The sequence below is a fragment of the Bacillus sp. XB1 genome, from assembly GCF_053557995.1.
The window spans coordinates 1,735,100-1,750,027 of the sequence record NZ_JBNRIL010000001.1; the positions used below are offsets into that span (position 1 = coordinate 1,735,100).

The 14,928-nt window shown below is 34.0% G+C and carries 15 protein-coding genes and 1 pseudogene; 5 read left to right on the forward strand and 11 right to left on the reverse strand.

What is annotated here, in order from left to right:
* Window positions 1-75 precede the first annotated feature (75 nt).
* Window positions 76-1,026 (reverse strand): CobW family GTP-binding protein, encoded by a 951-nt coding sequence (locus ACK1U5_RS08800; RefSeq protein WP_000613422.1) that lies wholly within the window; start codon window positions 1,024-1,026, stop codon window positions 76-78.
* A gap of 164 nt (window positions 1,027-1,190) precedes the next feature.
* Between ACK1U5_RS08800 and ACK1U5_RS08805 the strand changes: the two genes are divergently transcribed.
* Window positions 1,191-2,093, forward strand: coding sequence for an aldo/keto reductase (locus ACK1U5_RS08805; RefSeq protein WP_000442784.1), 903 nt, complete (start codon window positions 1,191-1,193; stop codon window positions 2,091-2,093).
* A 24-nt stretch (window positions 2,094-2,117) separates the two neighbouring features.
* On the opposite strand, the gene ACK1U5_RS08810 is transcribed toward ACK1U5_RS08805, so the two are convergent.
* Together ACK1U5_RS08810 and ACK1U5_RS08815 are read right to left on the reverse strand one after the other, a co-directional pair.
* Window positions 2,118-2,702 (reverse strand): GNAT family N-acetyltransferase, encoded by a 585-nt coding sequence (locus tag ACK1U5_RS08810; RefSeq protein ID WP_001068743.1) that lies wholly within the window; start codon window positions 2,700-2,702, stop codon window positions 2,118-2,120.
* A gap of 84 nt (window positions 2,703-2,786) precedes the next feature.
* Window positions 2,787-4,250, reverse strand: a complete 1,464-nt coding sequence (locus ACK1U5_RS08815) for a flavin monoamine oxidase family protein (RefSeq protein ID WP_061139427.1) — start codon at window positions 4,248-4,250, stop codon at window positions 2,787-2,789.
* Window positions 4,251-4,427: 177 nt separating this feature from the next.
* Here ACK1U5_RS08815 and ACK1U5_RS08820 point away from each other — a divergent pair, with 177 nt between their 5' ends.
* Window positions 4,428-4,619 carry a DUF3896 family protein gene (locus ACK1U5_RS08820; protein WP_000683359.1) on the forward strand — a complete coding sequence of 64 codons (192 nt, stop codon included), beginning with the start codon at window positions 4,428-4,430 and terminating at the stop codon, window positions 4,617-4,619.
* 104 nt (window positions 4,620-4,723) lie between these two features.
* Complete coding sequence (locus ACK1U5_RS08825) at window positions 4,724-5,725, forward strand: LLM class flavin-dependent oxidoreductase (protein WP_069605220.1); 1,002 nt, start codon at window positions 4,724-4,726, stop codon at window positions 5,723-5,725.
* 44 nt (window positions 5,726-5,769) lie between these two features.
* Here ACK1U5_RS08825 and ACK1U5_RS08830 read toward each other — a convergent pair whose 3' ends face one another.
* From ACK1U5_RS08830 to ACK1U5_RS08840, 3 genes are all read right to left on the reverse strand, one after another.
* Window positions 5,770-6,714, reverse strand: a complete 945-nt coding sequence (locus tag ACK1U5_RS08830; RefSeq protein WP_000798318.1) for an alpha/beta hydrolase — start codon at window positions 6,712-6,714, stop codon at window positions 5,770-5,772.
* A gap of 214 nt (window positions 6,715-6,928) precedes the next feature.
* Window positions 6,929-7,384: a DUF3939 domain-containing protein gene (locus tag ACK1U5_RS08835; RefSeq protein WP_000488207.1), complete on the reverse strand. Its 456-nt coding sequence runs from the start codon at window positions 7,382-7,384 to the stop codon at window positions 6,929-6,931.
* Between the two features lie 102 nt (window positions 7,385-7,486).
* The gene (locus tag ACK1U5_RS08840) at window positions 7,487-7,930 is read right to left on the reverse strand and encodes a Dps family protein (protein WP_000105199.1); all 444 of its coding nucleotides are present in this window, start codon (window positions 7,928-7,930) and stop codon (window positions 7,487-7,489) included.
* Between the two features lie 240 nt (window positions 7,931-8,170).
* Between ACK1U5_RS08840 and ACK1U5_RS08845 the strand changes: the two genes are divergently transcribed.
* A complete protein-coding gene (locus ACK1U5_RS08845) occupies window positions 8,171-9,211 on the forward strand; it encodes a YkvI family membrane protein (protein WP_000370203.1) in 1,041 nt (346 codons plus the stop codon).
* A 34-nt stretch (window positions 9,212-9,245) separates the two neighbouring features.
* On the opposite strand, the gene ACK1U5_RS08850 is transcribed toward ACK1U5_RS08845, so the two are convergent.
* The 5 genes and pseudogenes from ACK1U5_RS08850 to ACK1U5_RS08870 form a co-directional block, all read right to left on the reverse strand.
* Window positions 9,246-9,611, reverse strand: coding sequence for a DUF3979 family protein (locus ACK1U5_RS08850; protein WP_000965059.1), 366 nt, complete (start codon window positions 9,609-9,611; stop codon window positions 9,246-9,248).
* A gap of 322 nt (window positions 9,612-9,933) precedes the next feature.
* Window positions 9,934-10,239: a hypothetical protein gene (locus tag ACK1U5_RS08855; RefSeq protein ID WP_000539571.1), complete on the reverse strand. Its 306-nt coding sequence runs from the start codon at window positions 10,237-10,239 to the stop codon at window positions 9,934-9,936.
* Window positions 10,240-10,435: 196 nt separating this feature from the next.
* Window positions 10,436-12,418, reverse strand: a complete 1,983-nt coding sequence (locus ACK1U5_RS08860) for a methyl-accepting chemotaxis protein (RefSeq protein WP_044584373.1) — start codon at window positions 12,416-12,418, stop codon at window positions 10,436-10,438.
* Window positions 12,419-12,618: 200 nt separating this feature from the next.
* Window positions 12,619-13,671: a ribosome small subunit-dependent GTPase A gene (gene rsgA / locus ACK1U5_RS08865; protein ID WP_001073075.1), complete on the reverse strand. Its 1,053-nt coding sequence runs from the start codon at window positions 13,669-13,671 to the stop codon at window positions 12,619-12,621.
* A gap of 167 nt (window positions 13,672-13,838) precedes the next feature.
* Window positions 13,839-14,380 (reverse strand): annotated as a pseudogene (locus ACK1U5_RS08870) (DinB family protein).
* A 196-nt stretch (window positions 14,381-14,576) separates the two neighbouring features.
* Between ACK1U5_RS08870 and ACK1U5_RS08875 the strand changes: the two are divergent.
* The gene (locus tag ACK1U5_RS08875; protein WP_000426317.1) at window positions 14,577-14,924 is read left to right on the forward strand and encodes a DUF4257 domain-containing protein; all 348 of its coding nucleotides are present in this window, start codon (window positions 14,577-14,579) and stop codon (window positions 14,922-14,924) included.
* The last annotated feature ends 4 nt before the right edge of the window (window positions 14,925-14,928 follow it).

The following is a 14,928-nucleotide window of genomic DNA, read 5'->3' on the forward strand; positions in this document are numbered from 1 at the left end:
TTCTTTCCCTTATTTAATTCTGTTTTGCAATCTAATAGAATGTTCATAAAAAATAAGCCTGCAATTTACGCAGACTTATTTCACACACTCCTCGAAATGTTCTTGGAACCACTCTTTATTAATATCTCTTCCGATAAAAACTACTTCACTTACTCGCTCTTCGCCCTCTTGCCACTCTCTATCATACGAAGCAGCAAATAACGTATGTACGCCTTGGAAAACGATACGTTTATCTACTCCGTCTATCGATAAAATTCCTTTGTAACGATATAAATATTCCCCTAGCTCTTGAACGACAGCTGACATCCACTCATTAAGCTTTTGTAAATCCAGCGGACGTTCTTCACGTAATACAAATGATTTCACACCTTCTAAGTGGTTATGTTCTTTATGAGGGTAAATTTGCAACGTATCTTTCGTTTTAAACGTTTGGATTTGTAATAAAGATGGTATATCTACCTCACAGTTAGTCGCCTCAATTAACTTTGCAGTCGGGTTAATCCCTTGAATTTCATGCAAGAGATTTTCTTTCTCATTCTCTTCAATTAAATCTAATTTATTTACTAAAACGACATCAGCAAACGCAATTTGCTCTTTTGCTTCTAATCCTTTTTCAAAATGTTTATGTATATGATAACTATCTACCACCGTTACAACACCGTTAATTTGGTAAGCAGATTGGATGACTGGATCTAAAAAGAATGTTTGAATAATCGGCCCTGGATTTGCAAGGCCAGTCGTTTCAATTACTAAACCATCAAAATCCATTTTCCCTTCTGCTTTTACGTCCAGTAATTGTTTTAAAGCGACGAGTAAATCTTCACGTACAGTACAACATAAACATCCATTTGTCATTTCCATAATTTCTTCTTCCACATTCATAATCAACTGATTATCAATGCCAATTTGCCCTATTTCATTTACAATCACTGCTAATTTCTTACCGTGATTTTCTGATAAAATACGATTTAATAAAGTCGTTTTCCCTGATCCAAGAAAACCAGTTAATATTGTTACTGGAATCATTTCGTATCTCTCCTTATACCTATATGTTTCTATATTATAGCATATAGAGAAAATCGTTTTTGTAGCAAAACATATTTATTGTCTGTACACCTAATTAACTATATAATAACATGTAGTAAGAAAGCCTTTTCAAAACATTATTATTCTTCTAGGAGGTACTTATAATGGAGCGAGTTCAAATGGCTGAGACGCTAGAATTTTCTCGTATTATTCAAGGATTTTGGCGTTTAGCAGAATGGAATATGACAAAACAAGAATTACTTTCTTTCATTGAAGATTGTATGGATATGGGAATTACTACTTTTGATCACGCTGATATTTACGGCGCATATACGTGTGAAGGGTTATTTGGCGAAGCTTTACAATTAAAGCCTTCCTTACGAGAAAACATGCAAATTATTACAAAGTGTGGAATCGCTCCCCCATCACCGAAATTTCCAGAACGATATGTTGCTCACTACAATACTAGTACAGAGCATATTATGCAAAGTGTAGAAGCATCACTTAAAAATTTACATACAGATTATATTGACGTATTACTTATTCATCGTCCCGATCCTTTTATGGATCCAAATGAAGTGGCAAAAGCCTTTTCACAATTAAAACAAGAAGGAAAAGTTCGTCACTTCGGTGTATCTAACTTCTTACCTTCACAATTTAATATGTTAAATTCGTACTTAGATTTTCCACTTATTACGAACCAAATTGAAGTTTCTGCATTGCAGCTTGAGCATTTTGAAAAAGGAACAATTGACTTATGCCAAGAAAAACGAATCAATCCAATGATTTGGTCACCTCTTGCTGGTGGGGAGATTTTTACTGGTCAATCAGAACGTGCTGTACGTGTACGTGAAACTGTGCAAAAAGTTGCTACTGAGCTAGGTGTTTCTAGTATAGATACGGTTATGTATGCTTGGTTACTTGCTCATCCAGCTAATATGATGCCAATCGTTGGCTCTGGTAAATTAGATCGCGTAAAAACTGCCGCTCTTGCTACAAAAGTTAACTTAGACCGTCAACAATGGTTTACAATTTTCGAAAGCTCTAATGGACATCCTGTACCATAATGCATAAAAAGAAGAGCTGTTTTCTTACAGCTCTTCTTTTTCATATGTATTTCTAGTCATAGCAAATACACACATATCCCTTAATCCGTTTCCATCTACCGCAACACTCGCACTTTCTAACGTACCTTCTAACTTAAAACCTAATTTCTCAGGTATCGCTCTACTCTTCTTATTTAAAGAATCACAACGAATTTCTACACGATTTGCTTTTAATTCAGAAAAAGCGTAATCCGTTATACCTTTCGCAGCCTCTACCATATAGCCTTTTCCGCTAAACCTTGTATCAATCCAATATCCAATTTCAAATTGAGGTATATCCCAATTAATACGATGTAATCCAGCTGATGCAATAAACTCACCTGTTTCTTTCGAAAATACTAGTAATCTTAAATCCTCACGCTGCAAAAATTGAATATGCGATTTTCTAATGCTCACTTCTACTTCTTCCTCTGTTTGCTCTTTCTGTGCAAACACCATCCAAGGTTTTAGTTCTTGTATTGAAGCCTGAATTGCATCATATACAACTTTACCATCTCCTGGTTTCGGCATTCGAATAAAAAGCCTGTCAGTATAAAATTCAGAAGGAAAATCGAATAATAACGGATTCACTGTAAACACTCCCTATATTTCTTTTATATATAATAATATCCATCTGAAGTTATATAGTAAAGAATTTTCTGAATTGAAAACCTTTTACTCATTCACTTCCACCGCTACACGAATTCCAGATTCAATCGCACCTTGAATCCATCCGTGATATAGCGTTGTATGATCTCCAGCGAAGAATATTCTCCCCTCTGGTTTGACAATCGCTGGTTGCAGCTCAGTTTCTTGACCTGCTTGAAAAAGTGCAAATCCTCCAAGCGCATACGGATCCAATGTCCAGCTTTTTGAAATTCCAGATATGAACTCATCATACACTTGACCACCTAATATTGTTGCTAAGTTGTGTAATGCGTAATAAATACGATCCCCTTTTGATAAACCATCCCATAACAACGCGTCATAAGACCATGTATAGCTACCTAACATCATAGCCGGTCCTTTCTCCCCAATTCCATAACTTGGATAATAGGCATAACGAATTGGCAAATCTGTTATAATTCTGCCACCTAATTGTCCTTGTTCTTCCCAAAATCGGCTTTTAAATTGAATTCCTATTTTCGTCGCAGGCATATAATGTAATTCACGAATTGCTTTCCATTTTTCATGAGATATAGAATCAAACGGATCTACTTCTACAAAACGCATTGTCGAAAACGGAATGGTAACAATAACTAAATCTCCTGTAATACTACTATATTCAAAAGTTTCCTCGTTCCGATAGAAAGCTGTCACACCATTATCGTGTTGATGTAACTTCATTAATTTTTGATTATATATAATATTCTCTTCTAATTGCGGTAAAAATGACTTTGGCAATCTATCATTCCCGCCCACAATTTCACAAAATCCGCTCTCCTCTTGCATAATGTATAGAAAGCGTAAAGTCTCTACAAACGACCGTTCCAAAAAACCTTCTAAATCTAATAGAACACCAATCATCTCAATTGTTACTGGCGAAAAGTAAGTATTATACTGATAAGGATGATACTTTAAAAATTGTCCAGTAGAGTATCTCCCAAAATCCTTTACAACAATATCCCAATTTTTTTCTGGGTTCTTTTTTATAAAATTTATAATGGGCTGTACCGCTAACAATAATAATTCCTCTGACGTTTTTCCAACTTCATTCATTTCCACAGGATATCTTAGAATACTTGGATCTTTTTCATATTGTTTTAACGTCGTTTTCCGTCCATTTACGTATATAATATCCGTCTCATTCCTATTAATAAAAGGTCTCACCTGTAGCCTAAATTTTCTTATATATGCCATCGTTAATGTATGTGAATAAGGAATCCTCATTGCTCCAACATCTAAATATAATCCGGTATCTTCCATTCTAACTGTTTCTATACGACCACCTACCCGGTTATTTGCTTCAAAAATTTTCACATCATGTCCTGCAGCCTTTAATAAAGAAGCTGAAACTAACCCAGCCATACCAGCTCCCACTACAATAATTTGTTTTGGGCTTATCGTCTTCTTCAATCCTTTATCTATAACTTTTAACGCTTCATCCATTTCAGTATTATACATTATATCTTTCTGCACAATTCCACCCCTTACTTCATCAAATGGACGTTAGTGGTTTAGTGCATTTTATTCATAAATCCCCATAAACATAACACCATTGCAATTTGAATATTCACTAAAAGTACATAAGAGACAGATCTCACTTTTCTTTATACTTCGTATAATATAGCAACTACAAAGAAGGAGTGGTTAAAAATGAAACATACTTATGACTACGATGCTACAAAAAAACATTTAGAATTAAAGAAACAAAACTTATGTAAAAAACTTAGCAATATGACACTATCTGAAAAAGAACGTGAACAACTAAAGCGTGAAATTGACAACTATGAATATATTTTAAATCTAGTCGAAATGAATCATTATGAACGCGGATTTTCTCGTTAAAAGCGGAAATAAGATTATCCGCTTTTCATTTTGAGCATTTCACTACGCATTTTTCATAAGTAAATATATAATAGGATGTACATTAAGATTGAGAGGTATATTCTATGATCAAGTTAAGTGTATTAGACCAATCACCTATTTCAGATGGTAGCACAGCAGCCCAAGCTTTTTCACATACAGTTACGCTTGCACAAGAAGTTGAAAAACTCGGATTCACACGTTTTTGGGTATCCGAACATCATAATTCCGTAAGCTTAGCTGGTTCAAGTCCAGAAATACTTATTTCTCATATTGCCGCAAAAACGGACCATATTAGAGTCGGTTCAGGTGGTGTTATGTTACCGCATTATAGCCCATATAAAGTTGCTGAGAATTTCCGTGTTCTAGAAGCATTGTATCCGAACCGCATCGATCTCGGTGTTGGTAGAGCGCCTGGTGGTATGCCAATAGCAACTCGCGCACTTCAAGAAGGGAAAATGGTCTCACTTGATCAATACCCAGAACAAATTGCAGACGTTGCAATGTACTTACATGATCAAGTACCAGAAAACCATCACTATGCAACCTTAAAAGCCACTCCAGTTATCCCAACGTCTCCTGAAATGTGGATGCTCGGTTCTAGCGGAGAGAGTGCTAAAATTGCTGCAAACAACGGAGCTTCTTTCGCATTTGCACAATTTATTAACGGCTTCGGAGGCCCTGAAGTTATGAGGGCTTACCAAGAACAATATGAGCCTTCATTTTTAGGAGATAAGCCTAATTCAATCGTTGCCATCTTTGTTATATGCGGAGAAACAAATGAAGAAGCGGAAAAAATTGCTTCTAGTTTAGATTTATCAATCTTATTATTAGAGCAAGGAAAACGAACTACTGGTACTCCTTCTATTGAAACTGCTCAAAATTATTCATACAGCGCTTATGATTTATTCCGTATAAAAGAAAATCGTCAACGTATGATTGTTGGTGATCCGTCTTCTGTAAAAGAAAAAATAATAAACTTAAGCAAAGCATACAATACTGACGAATTTATGATTGTCACGATTACTCATCAATTTGAACATAAATTAAATTCTTATCGCTTACTAGCAAATGCTTTTAATTTATAATTCTAAAAAGAGATGCATCACATGTGATGCATCTCTTTTTCTTACTACTTATTGTTTTCATTTCCTATATATTCAATAGCTTCTTTTAATAGCTCTTCAAAGTTAATAGGATAATCATGATCTAAGTCAGGCACAACTTTATACTTATGTTCTATATTTTTCTCTCTTAATAGTTGTACAAATTGCTGCGTGGATTCGAAACAATCTTCATCTTGATCCCCGCATACTATATATCCTTTTATATGTTTATCCTTCAGCACTCTTAGCAACTCATCCCACTCTTCAATCTCGGGAATCCATGGTGCCATAAAAACAAAACCATCTACATTTATATCTTGTTGTAAAATCGTATATAAAGCTACTCTCGCCCCTGCAGAAAAACCACCAATGATTACACTTTCTACTGTATGATTTTCTATAAACTTATTGTAATGCTCTTTTAATTCCTCTTTCCCTCTCTCTATATCCTCCCAAACAAATCCATCTGAAAACTCAATTTGTGAAGACTGTGGTAAAGCTAACATATAATCTTGTATCAAAACAGATTTCCAATATGGTTCTACTATTTGTATATTTTCTTGGTTACCATGCAATGTAAGTAGTAGATTTCCCTCTTTCTTACTGTATATATATTTCACATCTGGTCTTTCCTTTTTATGTGCTAATTCTTCTCTTTCTTTACATAATTGCACCATTGTATGAAATTCTTCAAATTTATGTAGTGATTTTAAATCTTCGTCGGAAATTAAATACTCATTTCCATACCAGAATCCCTTTTCTATAATGGCCTCTCTCATTAAATGTAATGCTTCTTTTTCAAGTCCCGATGCACTTGCGAGTGCATACTTAAAATTATATATTTGCGCCTCATTCCCTATTACACCTGTAGCGTTTTCCATTATATAATTGTACGCTTCAAAACTTCCTTTATTTGCATAACAACGTAACGTTTCATTTAATAATTGAATGTAAGTCATACTATTTTTCATGTACCAATTCCCCCGAAACCTTTTATAATATTTGTTTGCGAATCTTTATACCACTTTGTATAACCCACGCTAACAATACCTTATTCTCAGAATGATGCTTAATAGTTGCTCTTCCCTGCCCAATACATTTAGTATAAATAATAATAGACTGAAAAATCAATATTTTAACAAACAAAAAAAGACAACAATATATGTATTGTTGTTTTCATTACGTCTACCCACTCTTTTGTTTTTTTCTATCTGGTTTACTTGAAACTAAATAATGTTTTTCTGAAATATATAAGTCTCTTTTTAAGCTACGAGTTAAGTAAGGTCCTAATTTCATTCCACATATGAGGCGATCTTCGCTACCTTCAACAATTGGGAACATTTCTTTTTCTGTTACGTATTGATCTACTGCTTTTTGTACGACATCAATTTCTTTCACTAGGTTTAAATTTTCTGCTGTATGTTCAAATACCTCAAGCGTTTCCTTCGTTATGAGAAAAACATTTGTTGGAAATGCAGGTAAATATGGTTTTAACAAATCATAATTTACTGTATAATCATCATTTACTAATACTGTATAAACGATATTAGCATTCGTTTCTAAAAACTGAGCCATCGCTTGTTCTAATTCATCTTTCGTAATTTCCCGCTCTTCTTTTCCAGTTCTGAAAAAGCGAAACATCGCATCGCCTCCTTTTTACTATATTATAGCATAAAAGAAAACTGAAAAATCATAAAAAAACCCATTGAAATAATTTTTCAATGGGTTTCTATATATTTATCGTTATTTTAAGAATGCACTTAGCATCCATACATGCTGTTCTAATGTTGTATGAATTGCTAACAGCATGTCAGCTGATGTTTCATCGCCAGCTTCACCCGCAACTTCCATACCTTCTTTTAATTCTTGAATAAGTGCAGAATAATCATTCACTAATGTTTGCACCATTTCTTCTGCAGATTCTTTGCTTGTCCCTTCGCTGACACTAGATGTTGCGAGATATTCTTTCATTGTCGCTAATGGTTTACCTTCTAAAGCTAAAATACGTTCTGCTAACTCATCAATATACGTTCCAGCCTCATTATAAAACTCTTCAAATTTCTCATGTAATGTAAAGAAGTGTGGCCCTGTCACATACCAGTGATAATTATGTAATTTAACATATAACACATTCCAGTTTGCTACCTGCTTGTTTAATACTTCAACAACATTTGTTTTCGTACTCATACAATCACTCCTCTTATCATTTTGTAATGTTTATCTTTTAATAACTTAATTACATTTTACCATACATTCCCTTTCCTTTCGAACAATTGGCTTATATGTAACAAAGTTTTAACACCTTTAATGCTTCCCTAATATCATTTAATTCATGTATTTTTTCAACCACTTCATACGTCTAATTGTCCAAGCTCATACATATGCATAATAGTACATCAAGCTCATCATAGTAGAAAGAGGGATAACATGGACAATCAACAATGGCAAGTAGCAAAGAAAGTAGCTGCTACTTATATCGGAACTGTCGTTGGAGCTGGATTTGCTACTGGACGAGAAATTGTTGAATTTTTCACAGTGAATGGATTATACGGGACAATTGGCATATGTGTAAGTGGATTTTTTTTTATTTGGCTTGGCACAAAGATGATGTTACTTTCATCACAAATCGGGGCATTTTCAGCGCAAGAATTTAACAAATATTTATTTGGGGATGTATTTGGGAATGTTGTAAACACATTATTATTACTCGTTTTATTCGGCGTAACGAGCGTTATGTTATCAGGGGCCGGTGCAGTATTTGAAGAGCAACTTCGCTTACCAAGACAACTCGGTATTCTCATTACAGTTATCGCTTGTCTCATTATAAGTAGCCGCGGGTTACAAGGTGTTTTTGAAGTAAATACACTTGTCGTACCTATTATGATGATTTTTATTATCGGACTTGCTATTACAACCTTTTTTCACGGTACACCTCCTATTAATAACACTATTCCTGCAGAGAGCTGGAATATGAAATGGATTACTAGCCCTATTACATATGTCGCCTTAAACCTTTCTCTCGCCCAAAGTGTTCTCGTCCCATTAGCCAGTGAAGTAAAGGATCGAAAAGCCATTTTTTGGGGTGGGATTTTAGGTGGTGCTGGACTTTCTTTAATTTTATTATGCAGCCATTTAGCAATCTTATCAGTCGATCAATTTTATCAATATAATATCCCAATGGCTGAAGTCATAAGAAGATTTAATGCAACTTTTCACTTCTTCTTCGTTCTCATTATTTTCGGTGAAGTTTTCACAACTTTAGTTGGTAATGTGTTCGGAATGACAAAACAGATGCAATCTATTACTGGGTGGAAAAATCACAATATTATTTTCTTCATTTTACTAATTAGTTATTGCTTTAGTTACATCGGTTACAGTGACTTACTTCACATTCTATATCCTATCATCGGATGGGTAAGTATTGTTATACTTCCAATCATTGCGTTTAAACAACTTCAAAAAACATAAAAAAGCATCCATGTTATTGGATGCTTTTTTATGTTCATTCACAATCATCACATACTTCCCAGTACGGTCCCATTTCTAATGCTAAATACGGCTTTAACTGCAACCGAATCATTCGACTAGGCATGCGTTCTAAAACAAATTGAATACCTTCTTCATCTTCGTCTAATTCAACTTTTGAAATCGTAATTTTTTGCATAGTCGTAATGGGAATTCCATCTTTATATAAAGTGATTTTCACCTCATCGTATTCATTAAAATACAATTCGACACTCATTTGATTTTTCAGTATTTCATCACCAATTTTAAATGTATCATTTTGTTCTTGGATTATATATTTCCATCCGCCTCTATCTTCTTTCGGAGCTGTTTGAAATAATGTCTCCAAATCCTCGTATAGCATAAGATAACCCCTCTCTTACTAAAAAACGATGAGTATTTTATATACCCTTTATCTCTATCACTATCCATAGCTATTGTACCATATATCACCGTTCTTACCGTATTCATTTGCTTCATACACACTTATAAAATAACTAATTCTATCTCCATTATTATGTATATTACCTCATTACTCCATACACTCTTACAAGTTCAAATAACGACAGACTTTAATCCATGCAAATATTGTCTACTCTCCGCTTTTATTAGCTCACAGCATTCACACTTTTACATATAGTAAGACTACCACAAATAAAAAAGGAGAGTGACTTATACCACTCCCCTTAAAAGAACTTCCCTATAGCTGCTAAAACTAATACGATTATTAAAATTGCAAATAATAATGAGACAATGAAACTAAAAATAGGTAACGCTTTCTTTTCATTCTTCTTAAATAGTAACTTTAAACTAAGAAAAATATTTACTGGTACAAGTATAAAATAAAAATATTTAACAATTTGCACCGAGCTATTCGAAAGTGTTTTTAATATAAACACTTCAATTAGAAAAACAATAAAAAATGAAATACTTAGCCAAAATGAGACGTAACTAAGCCAAGAATGTCTTTTTGTCCCCCAATACACTCCCATAATACTCTCCTTTTATTTGTATTCTATAGGTTAATAATTATACACAAAGCTAACAAACACCTCTATTTTTCGACAAATATTATGCAAAATACCATTTTAAACGTCATAAAGGAAGTTTACATCTCCATTTGATTTTACATAATAAAACAGACTACCCTCTAGTGTCATAATGCTACTAGGGGGAGTCTGTTCTCTATTAAACTTTAAATCTCTCAATTAATACTTGCAATTCTTCAGCCATTTGAGATAGCGTACCCGCCGCTGATCCAATTTCCTCCATCGAAGCTAGCTGTTCTTCAGCTGAAGCCGCAACATTTTGTGTGCTTGTCGCATTATTTTGTGCTGTCATTGCAATTTGTCCTACTGAAATAGATACTTCATTTGCCCCTTTTGACATTCCATTAGCCGTTTCAACCATCGTCTTAATTTGATTAGCTATTTCATTTGTAGATTGTAAAATTTCAGCAAAATTTTGCTTCGTTTCATTTGCAATAACAAGTCCAGATTGAACTTCTTCATTTACATGATTCATTGATTTGACTGTCTTACCCATATCGTCTTGTATTTCGCCTATTAATTTACTAATTTCACTGGAAGATATGCTAGACTGCTCTGCCAATTTACGTACTTCATCTGCAACAATTGCAAAACCTCTTCCATGTTCACCAGCTCTTGCCGCTTCAATTGCCGCATTTAAAGCTAGAAGATTTGTTTGATCTGCAATGTTTTGAATTACTTCCAATATATCACCAATTTGTTTTGATTTATTATTTAATAACTGTATAACAGCATCTGATTGTGAAACCGATTCTGCAATAGACTGCATCTGGTTTACTGTTCTTCCTACTAGTTTCCCACCATCTTCTGCTTTTTCACGAGTATGAGCAGAAGCGATATTAATAGATGATGAACTATTTGCTACATGCTGAATTCCTTCCGTTACATCAAACAGTAACATAGCACCATTTTCTACACTTGTTGTTTGCGTCGTTGCCCCACTTGATATTTCATCCATTGCTGTTGTAATTTGCTCAGTTGCTTCACTCGCTTGTCTTACACTTGCAGTTAGTTCTTCTGATGCTGCTGCAACATGTCCTGCCGAAGTGTTAATCCTTGCAATTAACGTCCGTAATGAATTTGTCATCTCGTTAAAACCTTTCGCAAGTTGACCAATTTCATCATTAGAATGAATTTCAATTGTTTGCGTTAAATCCCCTTCACTTATTTCTTTAGAAGTGATAACTAGTCTCTTTAAAGGCTTCGTAATTGAAAGTGTCACAAAATAAATAAGTACTCCACCTACTACTAACGAAATAAGCATAACAATTAACATATTATAAAATACAGGTTGAGCAGCTTCAATTACTTCAGTTGCGTACATCGTCCCACCAATTTTCCAACCTGTTTTTACGTTTGTAGCAAATACCATATTCTTTTCACTACCACCATAAGAATATGTAAAAGCACCATGATTATCTTCATAAATTTTCTTTGCCCAAGAATCAGCTGCTTTATCCCCTGATTTTTCTTGTGGATGAGCAATGATTTTTTGCTTTCCATCTAAAATGAAGGCATATCCTTTTTTACCAATATTGATTAACTTTGTTGTTTTTAATAAATTGTCTAAACTTAAATCTAGCGCAACAACCCCATTTTTATCTTCTGTTTGTTTTGCAATCGTTACGACAATATGTCCATTTCCTTTTGCCTTATATGGCTCGCTAACAACAATACCACCTTGTTTTGCCACTGCATCTTTATACCAAGGTCGTGTTGTTGGATCATAATCTGCTGCCATTTGTATATTTGGTTCCTGTACAAATTTCTTATCATTACCGGCAACATACACTTGTTCAACATCTATATTCAAATTGATATACTGAGATAATGTCTTTCTTAGCTCATCCTGATTATCCCCTTGATACATATTCCCTTGAATTACTCGTGCAAAGTTATTCACATCGTTAAATTTTGCTTCAATCATTTGATTGATTAAATTATCTAATATTTTTATATTATCGTTAGCACTACTCGTAATTTGTGATTCAAAATTCTTTTTAGCAGTTTGATAAGACATGCCCCCGATTATAGAAACGGCTGCAATTAAAATTACAAAGAATGAAATTAATAGCTTTTTTGCTACTTTCATATCACGAAACAAATTTAATAGTTTACCCATTATGAACCTCCTAATTTTCAAATTTAAAAGTTAAATTGAGTTAATTATGAATATTTCCCATTCCTTAATTATTATTTTCATAACCTATTATGGTGAATACTTTGTAAAGTTTAAACAATTAATTTCTCTTTGTCTATATATATGAATAACATTATTATAAAATTTACAAATAGAAAAAACCAAAGGGGCCCCTTTGGTTTTTACATTTTTTTATGTTGTTTAGAAATTTTCTTCCATTTATCACGCTCTGCTCTGGCAAGGATTGCATCTTGTTTCCTCATAAAATACGCCAGTTCTCTTTGTAATTTTTTATAGCTTTTCAAACGATCTATCGTAATAAGTCCGTTTTCAATTGCACTATACACCGCGCATCCTGGTTCATTCTCATGCTTACAATCACGGAAACGACATGTTGTCGCAAGTTCTTCAATATCAGAGAATGCTGTTTGAATCGCTTCGCTGCCTTCCCAAAGTTGCAATTCCCTCATGCCAGGCGTATCAATCACGAGAGCGCCACTAGGCAATTGGAATAATTCTCGATGCGTTGTCGTATGCCTCCCCCTACTATCCTCTTCACGTATATCTCCCGTTTTTGCTACATCAATTCCTATTAGAGCATTTAACAAAGTTGACTTTCCTACCCCTGATGATCCAACTAAAGCAATTGTTTTCCCTGAAGAAACGAATTGTTTCAACGAATCTATACCTGTATGCTCTAAACTATCAACAACGAAAATAGGAACACCAATTGCTATAGCTTCCGTTTCTACAATTTTCTCTTCCACATCATTACATATACTACTCTTTGTTAAAACAATAACTGGCATAGCGCCGCTTTCATACGCTAATAATAAATAACGTTCCATCCTTCTAACATTAAAATCATGATTAAGTGCATTCACTAAAAATAAATAATCTACATTTGCTGCTATAATCTGTTCTTCTGTTCTTGTTCCAGCCTCTTGTCTTGAGAAAGAGCTTCTTCGCTGGAAAATACGATGAATAATCGCTTTCTTTTCATCTTCTATTTTCTTTATATACACCCAATCACCAACTGCTGGATAATCGCCTTTCGTAATCGCTTCATGCCGAAACTTCCCAGACAGTTCTGCCATATATTCACCATCATTACAAATAATGCGATATATATGCTTATGCTCAAGTAAAATACGACCTACTTCATAATTTTTCTCTGTAACTTGTTCTTCAAAAAATGAATCCCAGCCGAAAGATTCTAAAATATTTTGATTCAAATAAATATCCTCCCTAGTTTGTACTAAGTGGAAGGATTGCGAATTACCTTATATAATATCGCCCTTTCCATCCACCTTTGTATTTGGTTGATTATTCATATAAGTTATTTTCGCCATAATACATCACCCCGTTCTTATTTTGATTATTCTCATTATATGGAATTCTCCTATAAAAAGCTACAATATTTTACGTAATTTTCAAATAACTTGTTTTTGAGCATTCTAATTTGTTCTCGATGACTAATTTCATCTTCTAGCACATGAAACCATAGATAGTGCTGGTTATATGCTACACCGTTAGGCCACTTTCTTTCTGACATGAGCCACTCATCACCTTGTTCACTTAAATACTTCAGAGATTCTTCTCGAACACTTTGTAGAAGTTGTACATAATACTGTATTTCATGACCATGGATTGCTCTACCCGCTCCCCCTAAATACAGTGCACCTTCCCATATTTCTAATTCTTCTTTTGTAAAGTCACGATCTTGAAATGAAATAAGCTGATGAACTTTTTCAATAGCTGCTATATGCTTTAATAAGGCGCCAATTGAATTTCCGCTGCTTTGCATAATTAAATCTAATTGCTCAACTGATAAATTTTTCACTTCGCCTAATGTTACAGCTCTCGTATGCTCAAGCAGGCTTACTAATTCCCCTATTTTTTTGTATAACCATCTACACTTCTTATTCGATAATCTATATTCATATCACGCACCCCTTTCTGCATTCATATTATTGTAAAAATGATTCATATAATAGACTGAAATCTATCTAAATTTTCTGTTATAATTAATTTGAATACAAAATATACCCAAACAAACTTTCTCAATATGCTTATATGAAATATTAAAAGGAATCAATATAAAATAATCGAATCTTATTCACTAAAAGGAGTGGATTCGATGGAAATGTATCAATGGCTAACCGCTGTTCTCGTTGGTGGCATTACCGGCTTCGTTTCCCATCTAATCAATAACCAAGGTAAGTTATTGCTTCCACGCCGTTTGAAAACATTTTTTCATTTTGGATTTTTAACTGATATTTTTACTGGTAGCCTAGCCGCACTTCTTGGGCTCGTTTTATTCGATGTCACCGCAATAAAAGAAATTATAAAAGTATCCATTGTAACTGCTATTTCCGGTCAAACTTTTTTACTACATCAAGCTCTTGGTGGCGAACAGGCTAAAAATACGCAAATTGGGAAAGCTGATGAGAAGATTCAAGAAATTGACAAATTATTGCGACGTTAGTGTA

Coding starts and splice junctions, on each gene's coding strand:
- ACK1U5_RS08800 (WP_000613422.1), bottom strand. CDS start 1,026: ATGATTCCAGTAACAATATTAACTGGTTTTCTTGGATCAGGGAAAACG.
- ACK1U5_RS08805 (WP_000442784.1), top strand. CDS start 1,191: ATGGAGCGAGTTCAAATGGCTGAGACGCTAGAATTTTCTCGTATTATT.
- ACK1U5_RS08820 (WP_000683359.1), top strand. CDS start 4,428: ATGAAACATACTTATGACTACGATGCTACAAAAAAACATTTAGAATTA.
- ACK1U5_RS08825 (WP_069605220.1), top strand. CDS start 4,724: ATGATCAAGTTAAGTGTATTAGACCAATCACCTATTTCAGATGGTAGC.
- ACK1U5_RS08830 (WP_000798318.1), bottom strand. CDS start 6,714: ATGAAAAATAGTATGACTTACATTCAATTATTAAATGAAACGTTACGT.
- ACK1U5_RS08835 (WP_000488207.1), bottom strand. CDS start 7,384: ATGTTTCGCTTTTTCAGAACTGGAAAAGAAGAGCGGGAAATTACGAAA.
- ACK1U5_RS08840 (WP_000105199.1), bottom strand. CDS start 7,930: ATGAGTACGAAAACAAATGTTGTTGAAGTATTAAACAAGCAGGTAGCA.
- ACK1U5_RS08845 (WP_000370203.1), top strand. CDS start 8,171: ATGGACAATCAACAATGGCAAGTAGCAAAGAAAGTAGCTGCTACTTAT.
- ACK1U5_RS08850 (WP_000965059.1), bottom strand. CDS start 9,611: ATGCTATACGAGGATTTGGAGACATTATTTCAAACAGCTCCGAAAGAA.
- ACK1U5_RS08855 (WP_000539571.1), bottom strand. CDS start 10,239: ATGGGAGTGTATTGGGGGACAAAAAGACATTCTTGGCTTAGTTACGTC.
- ACK1U5_RS08860 (WP_044584373.1), bottom strand. CDS start 12,418: ATGGGTAAACTATTAAATTTGTTTCGTGATATGAAAGTAGCAAAAAAG.
- ACK1U5_RS08875 (WP_000426317.1), top strand. CDS start 14,577: ATGGAAATGTATCAATGGCTAACCGCTGTTCTCGTTGGTGGCATTACC.